Genomic DNA, 13,764 nt, shown 5'->3' on the forward strand with positions numbered 1-13,764 from the left:
AAGATTGTCATTTAAAAGCTTTCATGATAATCTATTTGTGTAAACGGTTACACATTCACGAAGGGAGGCACTCCATTGGCTACCATTAAAGATGTTGCAAAAGCTGCACAAGTGTCTGTTGCCACTGTGTCTCGCGTGCTTAACGATACTGGATATGTCCATACAGATACGAAAACCCGCGTGACACAAGCGATGCAGGAGCTGAACTACTTTCCCAATGAAGTGGCTAGATCCCTTTTCAAAAGAGAATCCCGCTTAATCGGTTTGATCTTGCCTGATATCACAAACCCCTTCTTTCCTCAGCTTGCTAGAGGCGTAGAGGATGAGATTCATGCGCAAGGTTTTCGGTTATTATTCGGAAACAGTGATGAAGATCGAGAAAAGGAATTGGCTTATTTACAAACCTTTAAACAAAATCAAGTGGTCGGTGTCATCGCTGTCACAAACGAACCTGAATCAGATATATACAATGATGATGAATTGCCGGTTGTGTTCTTAGATCGAACCGTCTCGCATGCACCTTCTGTATCTGCAGATACTGCAGCTGGCGGGAAAATGGCTGCAATGGAATTAATCAGGCGCGGCAGCCGGCAGATCACACTGCTGAAAGGACCTGCCCACCTTCAAACAGCGAGGCAGAGATTCAAGGGTGCACTCGATGTACTGACCGAAAAGGGTGTCGACTTCCATGTGATGTCTAATGCTTCATTTTCTTTTCAAGAAGCCCGTAAGAGTGCCAAGGCTCTTTTCCAGCTGTACCCTGAAACAGATGGCATCATTGCCAGTAATGACATTGTCGCAACAGCGGTCATACACGAAGCACTTCGGATCGGAAAAGCCGTTCCAGAGGATGTTCAAATCATTGGGTTTGACGATATTCCGCAAAGCGAGCTGCTCTTCCCTTCCCTATCGACAATTAGGCAGCCTGCCTATGAGATGGGAAAAGAAGCGGCGCAGCTGTTAATTAAAGCGATTCAGAAACAACCTATAGATCAACCAGTTATTCAAATGCCCGTCTCTTTTATTGAACGAGAGACCACAAGAAAGGTGGATTCACAATGAGTCATATTGTCGTAGTAGGAAGCTGTTCAATGGATTTAGTCGTCACTTCGGATAAACGGCCAAATGCCGGTGAAACAGTGTTAGGCGAATCATTTAAAACCGTCCCAGGCGGAAAAGGCGCCAATCAAGCAGTCGCCAGTGCCAGACTCGGTGCTGATGTATACATGGTCGGCCGGGTCGGTGATGACGCTTATGGTCAAGATATTCTCAGCAATCTACAAGACCAAGGGGTCCGCACCTCATATATGAAACCGGTTACCGAAATGGAAAGCGGCACGGCTCATATCATTTTAGCGGAAGGTGATAACAGCATTGTCGTGGTCAAAGGGGCAAATGACGAGGTCACTCCTGACTATGTAAGAGAAGCACTTTCTACAATAGATGATATTGGAATAGTGCTCATTCAGCAGGAGATACCTGAAGAAACGGTCGAAGCTGTCTGCGCCATTTGCAGCGGAAAAGAAATCCCTGTGATTTTAAACCCTGCACCTGCCCGCAAAGTGTCGCAGCAAGTTTTAGACCAGGCTGCCTACATTACACCGAATGAGCACGAGGCTGTTCTCATGTTTAACGGACTCCCAATTGAAGACGCCTTGCGTCAATATCCTAACAAATTACTGATTACAGAAGGGAAAAATGGGGTTCGATATTTTGACGGATTGAAAGAAGTGCTCGTCCCAGGATTTCCAGTCGAAGCAGTAGATACAACAGGAGCAGGCGATACCTTTAACGGAGCCTTGGCTGTTGCCTTAACAGAAGGCAAATCTCTCTATGACGCACTTGCATTCGCTAACCTTGCAGCATCAATGTCTGTCACCAAGTTCGGTGCACAAGGCGGCATGCCAACAAGAGAAGAACTGGAGAGAAAAAAATGAAAAAAAACGGCATCTTAAACAGTCATATCGCCAAGGTACTTGCTGACCTTGGTCATACAGATACAATCGTCATCGCAGACTGCGGCCTGCCGATTCCAGAAGGTCCAGTCAAAATCGACCTGGCACTATCAATCGGCACACCGTCCTTTCAGGAGGTCACCTCCCTCCTTCTTCAAGAAATGGCGGTTGAACACATTACTGTAGCTAGTGAAATCAAAGAAGCCAATGAGCGAGATCATCTATTTCTAAAGAAAGCGTTCTCACAGCCATTACATGATGTAGACCACGAGACGTTTAAAGATATGACCAAACAGGCAAAAGCAGTCATTCGCACGGGTGAAGCCACCCCATACGCAAACTGCATTCTTCATGCCGGTGTCATCTTTTAAAAGGAGGAGCCAGATATGAACATTGAGATGCATAACATCCATAAGGCCTTTGGAAAAAACACCGTTCTTTCCGGGGTCTCCTTTGACCTCGTCACAGGTGAGGTTCACGCGCTCATGGGTGAAAATGGCGCAGGAAAATCAACTTTAATGAACCTGCTCACAGGTCTTTATTCATTAGACCAGGGAACGATTCAAATCGACGGGAAAGAAACCGCTTTCAAAAATCCGAAGGAAGCGGAACAACACGGCATCGCCTTTATTCATCAAGAGCTCAACATATGGCCAGATATGACCGTCTTGGAAAACCTATTCATCGGGAAAGAAATCTATACGAAATTTGGATTGCTAGACACAAAGAAAATGAAGGTTCTTGCCCAAAGCCAGCTGGACCGATTGTCTGTGAACCTCTCGCTTGATCAAGAGGCAGGCAGCTGCTCTGTTGGACAAAAACAGATGATTGAGATTGCAAAGGCATTAATGACGGAAGCGAAGGTCATCATCATGGATGAGCCAACAGCAGCTCTTACAGACCGTGAGATTGAAAAGCTCTTTCAGGTCATTGAATCTCTCAAAAAGGAAGGCGTATCCATCGTCTATATTTCTCACCGTATGGAGGAAATTTTTGCGATCTGTGACCGGATTACCATCATGCGCGATGGGAAAACGGTCGATACGAAAGCCATACCTGAAACAAATTTCCATGAGGTCGTCAAAAAAATGGTCGGCCGCGAATTAACAGATCGATACCCTGAGAGAACGCCTTCTCTAGGAGATACTATCCTTGAGGTGAAGCAAGCGACAAGAAAAGGACAATTTCAAGATATCAATTTCTCCGTTAAAGCTGGAGAAATCGTCGGTGTTGCAGGCTTAATGGGCGCTGGCAGGACCGAAATGATGCGGTCACTGTTTGGTCTTGATCCTCTTGATCAAGGGGAAATCTGGGTTCATGGGAAAAAGGCTATCATTAAAAAACCAAGTGATGCCGTCAAGCTCGGCATCGGCTTTATCACAGAGGATCGCAAAGATGAAGGACTCATGCTGGATGCATCCATTCGAGAAAACATTGGTCTGCCAAACTTAGAAAGCTTCTCTCCAAAGGGACTGATCGATAAGAAAAACGAACAGGATTTTGTTGACCTGCTCATCAAAAGATTGACGATTAAAACGGCTTCCTCTGAAATCTCTGCTCGAAGTCTCTCTGGTGGAAATCAGCAAAAAGTCGTCATCGCCAAATGGATCGGCATCCAGCCGAAGGTCTTGATTTTAGATGAACCGACAAGAGGTGTCGACGTCGGAGCGAAACGAGAAATCTACCAGTTAATGAATGAACTGACTGATCGAGGTGTTGCCATTTTAATGGTCTCCTCTGAGCTCCCAGAAATTCTAGGGATGAGCGATCGAGTGCTTGTCATTCATGAAGGAACCATCAGCGGAGAATTAAATAAAGCAGACGCAACACAAGAACGAATTATGACACTAGCTACAGGAGGGAAGTAACATGAAACCACTTACTTCAAATGGACGATTTGACAACATCATGCAAAAGCTTGGGCCATTCTTAGGACTCATCATCCTTGTCGCCATTGTTTCTATTTTAAACCCGGCCTTTTTAGAGCCATTAAACATCTTAAACTTACTGAGACAAATCTCCATTAATGCCCTCATTGCCTTTGGAATGACGTTTGTTATTTTAACAGGAGGAATTGATTTGTCGGTCGGTGCCATTTTAGCACTTTCTAGTGCGCTGACTGCCGGATTTATCGTGTCTGGTATGGACCCGATTTTAGCTATTATCGTTGGCTGTATCATCGGCGCTATTCTTGGGATGGTCAACGGTCTTTTAATCACAAAAGGAAAAATGGCTCCTTTTATCGCAACACTTGCCACGATGACGATTTTCAGAGGATTAACACTTGTTTATACAGACGGAAACCCGATTACAGGACTCGGATCTAACTATGCCTTTCAGTTATTCGGACGCGGGTATTTCTTAGGCATTCCTGTTCCAGCGATCACGATGCTTCTCACCTTTATCGTGCTCTGGGTGCTGCTTCATAAAACGCCTTTCGGCAGAAGAACATATGCAATCGGTGGGAATGAAAAAGCTGCGCTCATTTCAGGAATCAAAGTACCGCGCGTAAAAATTATGATCTATTCATTAGCAGGGTTCATGTCTGCTCTAGCAGGTGCGATCTTAACATCTCGTCTAAACTCAGCCCAGCCAACAGCTGGTACGTCCTATGAGCTTGATGCAATTGCTGCCGTTGTACTTGGCGGGACAAGCCTTTCCGGCGGAAGAGGGCGAATTGTCGGCACACTGATCGGGGTGCTTATCATCGGTGTCCTGAACAACGGTATGAACTTACTTGGTGTATCATCATTCTATCAATCTGTTGTGAAAGGGATTGTCATCTTGATTGCAGTCCTACTAGACAGAAAGAAATCTGCTTAAGGAGGCAGCTGCTATGAAAAAATTTCTCATTCTCATTCTGACTCTCTCATTGTTCATGCTTTCTGCCTGCTCGCTAGAACCGCCAGAGTGGGCCAAATCAACAAAAGATGGGAAGAAAAAAGACATCAAAATCGGTCTCTCGATCTCGACCTTAAACAATCCATTCTTCGTTTCTCTTAAAAACGGGGTGACGAAAGAAGCGAAAAAGCTTGGCATCGAAGTTGTCATTGCAGATGCTCAAAATGATTCAGCAAAACAAACAAGTGACGTAGAAGATTTAATTCAGCAAGGGGTCGACGCATTGCTTATCAACCCAGCGGACTCGTCTGCCATCTCAACTGCTGTTGAATCAGCGAATGCTTCAGATATTCCTGTCATCACATTAGACCGTTCAGCTGAAAGCGGTAAAGTAGAAGCACTGGTTGCTTCAGATAACGTCAAAGGCGGCGAAATGGCAGCCAACTTTATTATCGACAAGGTTGGAAAAGGCGCTAAAGTCGCTGAATTAGAAGGTGTACCAGGCGCTTCCGCTACACGTGAACGCGGAAAAGGATTCCATCAAATAGCAGATAAAGATCTAAAAGTGACAGCAAAACAAGCAGCTGACTTCGACCGAACAAAAGGGTTGAACGTCATGGAAAACCTCCTTCAAGGAAACCCTGACATCAAAGCCGTTTTTGCCCACAATGATGAAATGGCGCTTGGCGCACTAGAGGCGATTCAAAGCTCTGGAAAAGACATTCTCGTCGTTGGCTTTGACGGAAACGAAGATGCACTCAACTCGATCAAAGCAGGAAAACTATCTGCCACAGTCGCCCAGCAGCCAGAGCTGATCGGAAAACTGGCAGTCGGTGCTGCAAGCGACGTCTTAAAAGGGAAAAAAGTACAAAAGAACATCGCAGCTCCACTGAAACTAGAACAGAAAAAATAAACACAAAACCCCCGACTTCCCTCGGGGGTACAGATGGTTGACAAAGGGCTTTAGTCCTTTGTCTTCTTTTCATTTCATTCTGGTCTTTTCAGCACATATGACGTCCCTAAATGGGCATAATCATTACCCGCTAAACGTGCGACTGGCTTCAATTCAGAAGTAGAAACATATCCTTTTTCCGCATCATACACAGCCTCATCTAAATGCGCACACACAACCCGGCCAATGATATGATCGACTGTGATCTCCCCTTCATCATTTTGAAAGGTAAGATGCTTTTCAAGCTTACATTCAAAGCGAATACGCGCTTCCTGAATGCCCGGCACTGACACGACATGACTCTTAACTTGATGAAGACCGGTTCGATCCAGCTCACTCTCATCCTGTGGCAGCGTAGCAGCTGTTTCATTAATATCTTCTATTATCGCTTCATCACTCACATGGACTACAAATTCTCCTCTGTCAATCATATGCTGCGCTGTGTCTTTCATCTGACCTTCGCGTCGTCCGATAGAAACTGCGAGGAGCGGCGGGTGTCCGCTGATGACATTAAAGAAACTAAATGGTGCGGCATTGACAACATCGTCTTTAGACAGACTTGTAATAAACGCAATCGGTCGTGGAACAATAGAGCCCGATAATAATTTATATGCTTCTTTTCTTGATAGCTGATCCATTTGCAACGTAATCAATTCAGACACGCCTCCTTTTGGTGTATCGACATCATACCATACCTCTTTTTCTATGCCTCTGATTCAGGCTCGGTGCGATGCAGGATATGGTGGACAAGATGAAATAAAGCAGGATTATGATTTTCTCGTCTATAGGAAATCGTCCATTCTGCCAGAAGCTGTTCACCTTCAATGGACCGATACACAACATCTAGATTAAATAAACGCCGGGCTGATTTCGGAATGACCGCAATGCCGATACCAGCTGTGACAAGGCCAATCACCATTTGATATTCAGCCGCTTCCTGCACAATATTCGGAGAAAACCCGTACTTTTCACATAGCAGGACAAAGTGTTGATAAAGGGACGGCCATGATTCCTGTGATAAAGAAATAATCGGCTCATGACGAATATCTTCGATCGTGACCGCCTCTTTTTTCGCCAGCGGATGATTTTTCGGAATCGCAAAAATACATTCACTTTGCTTCATCAAACGGCTGACCAGTTCTTCATGAGGAGATGTAGGATGTAAAAAACCGATATCAATCTCCCCATTTAAAAGCGCTCCTAGCTGCTGCGGAACAGAAAGCTGCTCCAGCTCAATACTGACAGAGGGATACAGCTCTCTGAATTCGCGTACAACTGGCGGCAGAATATCATACGTCGCTGTTCCAACAAACCCTATGATGATTTTTCCCAGCTCTCCTCTTGCTGTATGCCGGGCATGATCAACGGCTTTATCAAGCTGATGCAGCACACCACGCACCTCATGTAAAAAGACCTTTCCAGCAGCTGTTAGCTCCACCACTCGCTTCGACCGGTGAAACAAAGGAAACCCCAATTCTTCTTCAAACTGCTTAATTTGCTGACTAAGTGGCGGCTGTGTCATATTCAACCGTGCGGCTGCTCTGCCAAAATGCAGCTCCTCCGCTACTGTGACAAAGTACTGCAAATGTCTCAGTTCCATCCTTTCACTCCTCGCACACTTATTCGTGAAACATATTAAAACCACGTTAAACAGATATTGGAAATTTTCCATTTTGAAATGTATAGTAAATCATATCATGAAAATATATTTTCATAAAAAATTTTACTTGCCGAAAGGAGTGCGGGGTAAATGAATTCTCAAGCACAACCCCTAACAAGACGAGGAGCAGAATTGATTGTTGATACGCTGATTGCTCAAGGTGTGACCCATGTTTTTGCAATTCCAGGTGCCAAAATTGACGCCGTATTTGATGTATTAAAAGACAGAGGTCCAGAGCTTGTCCTATGCAGACACGAACAAAACGCCGCCTTTATGGCAGCTGCTGTCGGCCGCTTAACCGGCAAACCAGGTGTTTGTCTCGTCACATCAGGTCCTGGCGCATCTAATTTAGCAACAGGTCTATTAACAGCCAATACAGAAGGTGACCCTGTTGTCGCAATCGCGGGAAACGTCATTCGTGCAGATCGGCTAAAACGAACACATCAATCACTCGACAATGCGGCATTATTCAAACCAGTCACTAAATACAGTGTTGAAGTACAAGACGTTCATAATATACCCGAAGCCTTAACAAATGCTTTTCGCGCGGCACAAAAGGGGCAGGCTGGAGCAGCATTTATCAGCTTTCCACAAGATGTCGTGACAGAACACACCACACAAACACCAGTGTCTGCTCACCCTTCTCCAGAACTAGGTCCTGCACCGGATGCTCTCATCAGCTCGGCTATCGCCAAAATTCAAAACGCACACTTACCTGTTGCCATTGTGGGAATGAAAGCAAGTCGTCCAGCTGCTGCAAAGGCTACAAGAACATTATTGAAAACACTTGGAATTCCATTTGTCGAAACGTACCAAGGAGCCGGCGTTCTCTCAAGAGAGCTCGAGTCTCAATATGTAGGCAGAATCGGTTTATTCAGAAATCAGCCGGGGGATCTTCTCATTGAACAAGCAGATGTCCTTTTAACCATCGGCTTTGATCCAATTGAATATGATCCGAAGCATTGGAATATTCAGCCGAAGCAGCGACAGATCATCCATGTCGATGACATGCAGGCAGATATTGATCATTTTTATGAGCCAGCGCTTGAGCTTGTCGGTAATATAGCTGAAACCGTTAAACATCTAGCCCATGACAGTGTTCCACTTTCTCTATGCAAAGAACAAATTGAATTCGTCACTGAATTACAGGAGCTGTTAAGCGACATTGAAAAAGCACCAGAAAGAGAAAGTCATCTATCTCACCCGCTGGATGTCATTCATACATTAAGACGCCTGATTCCTGATAACACGAAGGTCACCTGTGATATCGGGTCTCACGCGATTTGGATGTCGCGTCACTTCCGCGTCTATGAGTCGAACACATTCCTTGTGAGCAACGGAATGCAAACATTAGGCGTCGCCTTACCATGGGCCATTGCGGCTTCCATATTGAATCCAGATGAAAAGATCATTTCGGTCTCTGGTGATGGCGGTTTTCTCTTCTCTGCAATGGAGCTAGAAACAGCCGTCCGCATGAAAACAAACCTCGTTCACCTTGTTTGGAATGACAGCACATACGACATGGTGGCATTTCAGCAGGAAATGAAATATGATCGCACATCCTGCGTTGAATTCGGACAGATCGACTTAGTGAAGTATGCGGAAAGCTTTGGAGCGACTGGATTACGGGTTAACTCACCTGAAGAGCTTTCAACTGTCCTTCAAAAGGGTATAAACATAGAAGGACCCGTTATTATTGATATTCCGATTGACTATCAAGACAACCCAGACCTCGCCAGTCAAAAATGGCCAGAAGTCTTTCGTGAAAATCGCACATTGAACGTCTGATAAGATGTCCATACATTACACCAAAGGAGTGAGCGGATATGGGTATGATGCACCCAATGAATCAACACAGCGACACAAGACAACATGACAAACAGCAAGAGGTCTATCAAGTATCGACGATGACCTCTTTGCTGGAAGCCGTATATGATGGAGATTTCTCCCTTTCACAAATTCCCGAGCACGGTGATTTCGGTATTGGTACATTCAATCAATTAGATGGAGAGCTGATCGGCTTTGATGGCGCATTCTACCGACTGCGCTCGGATGGAACAGCGACACCGGTTACCAATCAAGACTATTCACCCTTCTGCTCTTTAGCATTCTTTGAAACAGATATCGTTCATCGAATTGATGCAGCCATGACGAGCAAAGAGCTAGAAGAAGAAATCGACCGCATTTTACCAAGTAAGAATGTGTTTTATGCAATCCGCATTGATGGATCATTCAAAAAGGTGCAAACACGTACGGTCGAAAAACAGGAAAAACCTTACGTTCCGATGGTGGAAGCAGTCAAGTCACAGCCCATCTTCGATTTCGAGGATATTCAAGGAACGATCGCCGGTTTCCGTACACCGCAGTACGCACATGGTATTGCAGTGAGTGGATATCATCTTCATTTCATTGATGACGATCGAAGTGTCGGCGGACACGTTTTTGATTACACTGTTGATCAAGTGACCATCCGAATTTCTCAAAAACGTCATATGAATTTACACTTGCCAAATACGCAGGAATTCTTCCAAGCAGACATTGATCGAGCTGACCTCGCACAACAAATTGCCAGTGCAGAAAGCAGTCCAGATCAATAAAATAAAGACATCCCGGTGATTCCGGGGTGTTTTTTTATACAAAAAGAATACTTATCACTTCATTATATTTCATTTCGTTAGTAAATTTAAATTCACTCATTCTATTCGTAATGAAATATGCTAAAATATCAACAGAAGAAAGGTGGTCATACGGTGTCAAACGACTATAGCATTCCGAACTTAACATTAGATGAAAGAGATAAACAAATTTTATCCATATTACACGAGGACGGGCGTATGTCCTATACAGATCTCGGGAAACAAGTCGGTCTTTCACGTGTTGCTGTACAAGCCCGTATACAGCAGCTCATTGAAGCAGGCGTCATTGAACGATTCACAACGGTCATCAATCCTGCTAAGATCGGCATTCATGTTTCTGTCTTCTTTAATGTAGAAGTGGAGCCGAAATTTTTAGAAGCAGTCGCCCTTCAGCTTGAGCAGGAAACAGCTGTCACAAGCCTTTATCACATGACAGGGCCAAGCAAGCTGCATATGCATGGCATTTTTCAAAATGAACAGGAAATGGAGACATTCCTGACAAAAAAACTGTACCCGCTAGAAGGCGTCGTGAGTGTGGACTGCCAAATGCTCATTAAACGATACAAAAGCCGAATGGGCATGAAATTGTAGACAGGAGTTGAAGCACTTGCAATCATATATCGAACTCATCATCGCTATGGTGCGAACCGGTATTCTCGGTTTTGGCGGAGGTCCTTCCGTCATACCACTCATTCGCCATGAAGCGGTGGTGAAATATCAATGGGTCAATGATGACGAGTTTGGAGAAACACTCGCCATCGCCAACGCATTACCAGGTCCGATCGCGACCAAAATGTCAGCATATCTCGGCTATCGATTGAAGGGCGTATCCGGCGCAATTGTCGCAACAGCTGCCCATATTTTACCGACATGCCTCGCCATGGTGGCACTCGTCACACTTGTCAGCGTCTTAAGCTCCTCACAAATCATTCAAAATATGATTGGCGCCGTGACACCAGTTATTGCCGTCCTGCTCGGGATCATGGCATACGAGTTTGGACAAAAAACGCTGAAAGGCTTCGGAATGATCTTCGGGATCGCTCTGTTCCTTCTTGCCTTTATCGGGCTACAGGTGCTGTCCATTCATCCAGGAATCATTGTTATCACCTTTTTATGCTATGGCGCTTTTCATTTCAAACTGAAACAACGCTGGAATCGACCAAATAAAGAGAAAGGAGTGTCTTCATGATGCTGATTTTCTTTTTATTCTGGGCATTCTTCTTGTCCAATCTATTAGGATATGGCGGAGGACCTGCATCAATTCCGCTGAATTATGAAGAAATCGTCAACCATTTTCATTGGATGACGAACGAAGGATTTTCCAATATGCTTGCTTTAGCCAATGCACTGCCAGGACCAATTGCGACGAAAATCGCGGCATATGTCGGTTATGACGTCATGGGCTGGCCAGGCTTTATTGTGGCACTGCTTGCAACTGTACTGCCATCAGCCATTGGATTGATTTTATTGCTCAAGCTGATTGACCGTTTTCGCCAATCCCCTGTCGTCAAAGGCATGACCTTATCCGTCCAGCCTGTCATTGCGATGATGATGCTTTTATTAACATGGGAAATCGGCGGAGATGCAGTAAAAGCCATTGGCTGGGCGCAGTCGCTCGCCATTGCCGCGATCTCCTTTCTCTTTATGACTAAATTCAAAATGCACCCCGCCTTTCTCATTGTGGCTGCCTTTTTATATGGCGGATTCATCCTGCCGCATTAAAAAAACCGATAGCATGACCTGTTATCGGTTTTAGATTATTGACAAAGTGCTAAAATGATGTTTATTTTAGCACTTTGTCTTCTTTTCAGCGTGATAGAAAACCTTTGAAGTCTAGGAAGGGCAGCTACTTTTGCGGAGCGAATTTAATATTCGTGAGCACCAGCGCGCAGACCTGCGGGCGAATGCGAGGGTTTGTCTACACGCTGAAACCGATAACATGACCTGTTATCGGTTTTCTTTTACATATATATTGGAGAAACTGGTCTGCGCCCAATCGAATGATACTCGACTCCTGCTTGTTCTGCCGCTTCAAGCGTATGGCAGTTGCGTCCATCGAAAATAAGCGGCTGTCTCATCCATTCCTTATAGGACGTAAGCGGGAACGTCTGAATTTCTGTCCACTCTGTTAATATACAAGCTGCATGGACATCCTTTATCGCTTCTTCAATCGTATGAGCAAACACGACTTTTTCAGGTAGCTCACGAGCAGCATGGCGTGCGGCAACAGGATCATACGCCACAAGCTCCGCGCCTAATTGATGGAGTTCATGAGCAATTGGAACCGACGGCGCCTCCCTCATATCGTCTGTATTCGGTTTAAAAGCAAGGCCAAGAAGTGCAATTCGCTTTCCTTCAAGATTTGATCCCAGTCTCTCCTGAATACTTCGGATAAAACCGGCTCGCTGCTCATTGTTTACTTTGATAACAGCCTTTAACAGCTCAAAATCATGCGACACATGCCCTGCGATTTGAACAAGTGCATTTGTATCCTTTGGAAAACAAGAACCTCCGTAGCCAATCCCCGCCTTGAGAAATGAAGAACCAATCCGCTGATCGAGCCCCATTCCCTGCGCCACCCATTCAACATCAGCACCTGTTTTTTCACAAATGGAGGCAATCTCATTCATAAAACTGATTTTGGTCGCAAGGAAAGCATTTGATGCATACTTGATCATTTCTGCACTTTTTCGGTCTGTCTTGACCACTGGCAGGTGGAAATGAGCATACATCTCCTCGAGCCGGTCTAATACAGCTTTTGTTTCAGCCCCAATGACAAGCCGATCTGCCCTCAATGTATCTGAAATGGCAGAGCCTTCTCGTAAAAACTCTGGGTTAGATGCAATCGATAATGGCTCATTCCGTCCTAATTCTTGATGGATCATCTGTTCGATTTGATCACCCGTTCCAACAGGCACCGTACTTTTCACCACAAGAACCGCACCTGATTTCGCTTTTGTACCCATCTCCTTTGCGGCTTGAAACACATATTGTAAATCAGCTTGGCCATCTGCCTGCTGCGGGGTGCCAACCGCAATCATTAACACATCTGCCCGCGGGTAGGCTGCCGCTCCATTTATGTGAAATTGAATTCGTCCTTGCTCAAGATTGCGTTTCAGCAGTTCTTTTAATCCTGGCTCATACATTGGTGGATGTCCCTGTTTCAGCTGCATGACCTTTCTCCGGTCAATATCAATACACGCCACATTGTGCCCTGCCTCCGCTAAACACACACCTGTGACCAGTCCCACATATCCACAGCCTGCAATTGCAATATTCATGACACCATCAGCTCCCCATACGCCTTATGCTTGTAATGACATCGTATGCCGGGAGCTTTCGTTCCATTCATAAAAGCATACAAAAACCCCCTGCCATCACCAGCAGGGGGTCACTTTTATGAAACAAGACCATTTCGAATATGAGCAATCAGATTTTCAAGCATTTCTTTTGTGGTGACATCATTTGAATTCTCACCAATATCATGAGCGTACATCAAAATTTTTAAAAACTCTTCTTGATTCAAACCCTTATTATCCATGTCTGTATCCTTTCGATTCCACTAATTTCATTATTATATGCTGTAAGGTTGGTTTATGCAATACTCTAATACATCATTCGACAGCTTTTGAAATTTATGACCATTTTCATGAAAAACTTTTTTATAAATCACCATTGAGCTATAATAAAAGAATTGGAATCTTTTACTTGGTTAGGAGC

The 13,764-nt window shown here is 44.8% G+C and carries 15 protein-coding genes; 11 read left to right on the forward strand and 4 right to left on the reverse strand.

What is annotated here, in order from left to right; translation table 11 throughout:
• The first annotated feature begins 75 nt into the window (after positions 1 to 75).
• The 6 genes from NSS78_RS17195 to rbsB are packed head-to-tail and all read left to right on the forward strand — an operon-like array spanning position 76 to position 5,709.
• Positions 76 to 1,062 (forward strand): LacI family DNA-binding transcriptional regulator, encoded by a 987-nt coding sequence (locus tag NSS78_RS17195; RefSeq protein ID WP_003215185.1) that lies wholly within the window; start codon positions 76 to 78, stop codon positions 1,060 to 1,062.
• A complete protein-coding gene (gene rbsK / locus NSS78_RS17200; RefSeq protein WP_268459192.1) occupies positions 1,059 to 1,937 on the forward strand; it encodes a ribokinase in 879 nt (292 codons plus the stop codon). Before NSS78_RS17195 ends, rbsK begins: the two co-directional genes overlap by 4 nt.
• Positions 1,934 to 2,326, forward strand: coding sequence for a D-ribose pyranase (gene rbsD / locus NSS78_RS17205; RefSeq protein ID WP_251190719.1), 393 nt, complete (start codon positions 1,934 to 1,936; stop codon positions 2,324 to 2,326). Before rbsK ends, rbsD begins: the two co-directional genes overlap by 4 nt.
• A 15-nt stretch (positions 2,327 to 2,341) precedes the next feature.
• On the forward strand, positions 2,342 to 3,823 hold the full coding sequence (locus NSS78_RS17210) for a sugar ABC transporter ATP-binding protein (protein WP_050944406.1): 1,482 nt from the start codon (positions 2,342 to 2,344) through the stop codon (positions 3,821 to 3,823).
• Position 3,824: 1 nt separating this feature from the next.
• Positions 3,825 to 4,778, forward strand: coding sequence for a ribose ABC transporter permease RbsC (gene rbsC, locus NSS78_RS17215; RefSeq protein WP_003215300.1), 954 nt, complete (start codon positions 3,825 to 3,827; stop codon positions 4,776 to 4,778).
• Positions 4,779 to 4,791: 13 nt separating this feature from the next.
• Positions 4,792 to 5,709 carry a ribose ABC transporter substrate-binding protein RbsB gene (gene rbsB, locus NSS78_RS17220; protein ID WP_327839553.1) on the forward strand — a complete coding sequence of 306 codons (918 nt, stop codon included), beginning with the start codon at positions 4,792 to 4,794 and terminating at the stop codon, positions 5,707 to 5,709.
• Positions 5,710 to 5,783: 74 nt separating this feature from the next.
• On the opposite strand, the gene NSS78_RS17225 is transcribed toward rbsB, so the two are convergent.
• Both NSS78_RS17225 and alsR read right to left on the reverse strand, forming a co-directional pair.
• A complete protein-coding gene (locus NSS78_RS17225) occupies positions 5,784 to 6,401 on the reverse strand; it encodes a flavin reductase family protein (protein ID WP_137054509.1) in 618 nt (205 codons plus the stop codon).
• Positions 6,402 to 6,451: 50 nt separating this feature from the next.
• Positions 6,452 to 7,348 (reverse strand): acetoin biosynthesis transcriptional regulator AlsR, encoded by an 897-nt coding sequence (gene alsR, locus NSS78_RS17230; RefSeq protein WP_065097893.1) that lies wholly within the window; start codon positions 7,346 to 7,348, stop codon positions 6,452 to 6,454.
• A 150-nt stretch (positions 7,349 to 7,498) separates the two neighbouring features.
• On the opposite strand from alsR, the gene alsS reads away from it, so the two are divergent.
• The 5 genes from alsS to NSS78_RS17255 all read left to right on the forward strand — a co-directional run bounded on the left by alsS (position 7,499) and on the right by NSS78_RS17255 (position 11,766).
• Positions 7,499 to 9,196 (forward strand): acetolactate synthase AlsS, encoded by a 1,698-nt coding sequence (alsS, locus tag NSS78_RS17235; RefSeq protein WP_327839550.1) that lies wholly within the window; start codon positions 7,499 to 7,501, stop codon positions 9,194 to 9,196.
• 38 nt (positions 9,197 to 9,234) lie between these two features.
• Positions 9,235 to 10,005, forward strand: a complete 771-nt coding sequence (budA, locus tag NSS78_RS17240; protein ID WP_106030112.1) for an acetolactate decarboxylase — start codon at positions 9,235 to 9,237, stop codon at positions 10,003 to 10,005.
• A 153-nt stretch (positions 10,006 to 10,158) separates the two neighbouring features.
• Positions 10,159 to 10,635, forward strand: a complete 477-nt coding sequence (locus NSS78_RS17245; RefSeq protein ID WP_003214832.1) for an Lrp/AsnC family transcriptional regulator — start codon at positions 10,159 to 10,161, stop codon at positions 10,633 to 10,635.
• A 7-nt stretch (positions 10,636 to 10,642) separates the two neighbouring features.
• On the forward strand, positions 10,643 to 11,233 hold the full coding sequence (locus tag NSS78_RS17250; protein WP_327839548.1) for a chromate transporter: 591 nt from the start codon (positions 10,643 to 10,645) through the stop codon (positions 11,231 to 11,233).
• Positions 11,233 to 11,766, forward strand: coding sequence for a chromate transporter (locus NSS78_RS17255; RefSeq protein WP_327839546.1), 534 nt, complete (start codon positions 11,233 to 11,235; stop codon positions 11,764 to 11,766). The genes NSS78_RS17250 and NSS78_RS17255 overlap by 1 nt, the downstream gene beginning before the upstream one ends.
• A 239-nt stretch (positions 11,767 to 12,005) precedes the next feature.
• On the opposite strand, the gene NSS78_RS17260 is transcribed toward NSS78_RS17255, so the two are convergent.
• Positions 12,006 to 13,325 (reverse strand): UDP-glucose/GDP-mannose dehydrogenase family protein, encoded by a 1,320-nt coding sequence (locus NSS78_RS17260; protein WP_268459189.1) that lies wholly within the window; start codon positions 13,323 to 13,325, stop codon positions 12,006 to 12,008.
• A gap of 116 nt (positions 13,326 to 13,441) precedes the next feature.
• Complete coding sequence (locus tag NSS78_RS17265) at positions 13,442 to 13,585, reverse strand: hypothetical protein (RefSeq protein ID WP_003214884.1); 144 nt, start codon at positions 13,583 to 13,585, stop codon at positions 13,442 to 13,444.
• Between the last annotated feature and the right edge of the window lie 179 nt (positions 13,586 to 13,764).

This window comes from Bacillus sp. FSL W8-0920, from assembly GCF_038593215.1.
Taxonomy (GTDB): Bacteria; Bacillota; Bacilli; order Bacillales; family Bacillaceae; genus Bacillus; species Bacillus pumilus.

Coding starts and splice junctions, on each gene's coding strand:
- NSS78_RS17260 (WP_268459189.1), bottom strand. CDS start 13,325: ATGAATATTGCAATTGCAGGCTGTGGATATGTGGGACTGGTCACAGGT.
- alsR (WP_065097893.1), bottom strand. CDS start 7,348: ATGGAACTGAGACATTTGCAGTACTTTGTCACAGTAGCGGAGGAGCTG.
- NSS78_RS17255 (WP_327839546.1), top strand. CDS start 11,233: ATGCTGATTTTCTTTTTATTCTGGGCATTCTTCTTGTCCAATCTATTA.
- rbsB (WP_327839553.1), top strand. CDS start 4,792: ATGAAAAAATTTCTCATTCTCATTCTGACTCTCTCATTGTTCATGCTT.
- alsS (WP_327839550.1), top strand. CDS start 7,499: ATGAATTCTCAAGCACAACCCCTAACAAGACGAGGAGCAGAATTGATT.
- budA (WP_106030112.1), top strand. CDS start 9,235: ATGGGTATGATGCACCCAATGAATCAACACAGCGACACAAGACAACAT.
- rbsD (WP_251190719.1), top strand. CDS start 1,934: ATGAAAAAAAACGGCATCTTAAACAGTCATATCGCCAAGGTACTTGCT.
- NSS78_RS17210 (WP_050944406.1), top strand. CDS start 2,342: ATGAACATTGAGATGCATAACATCCATAAGGCCTTTGGAAAAAACACC.
- rbsC (WP_003215300.1), top strand. CDS start 3,825: ATGAAACCACTTACTTCAAATGGACGATTTGACAACATCATGCAAAAG.
- rbsK (WP_268459192.1), top strand. CDS start 1,059: ATGAGTCATATTGTCGTAGTAGGAAGCTGTTCAATGGATTTAGTCGTC.
- NSS78_RS17265 (WP_003214884.1), bottom strand. CDS start 13,585: ATGGATAATAAGGGTTTGAATCAAGAAGAGTTTTTAAAAATTTTGATG.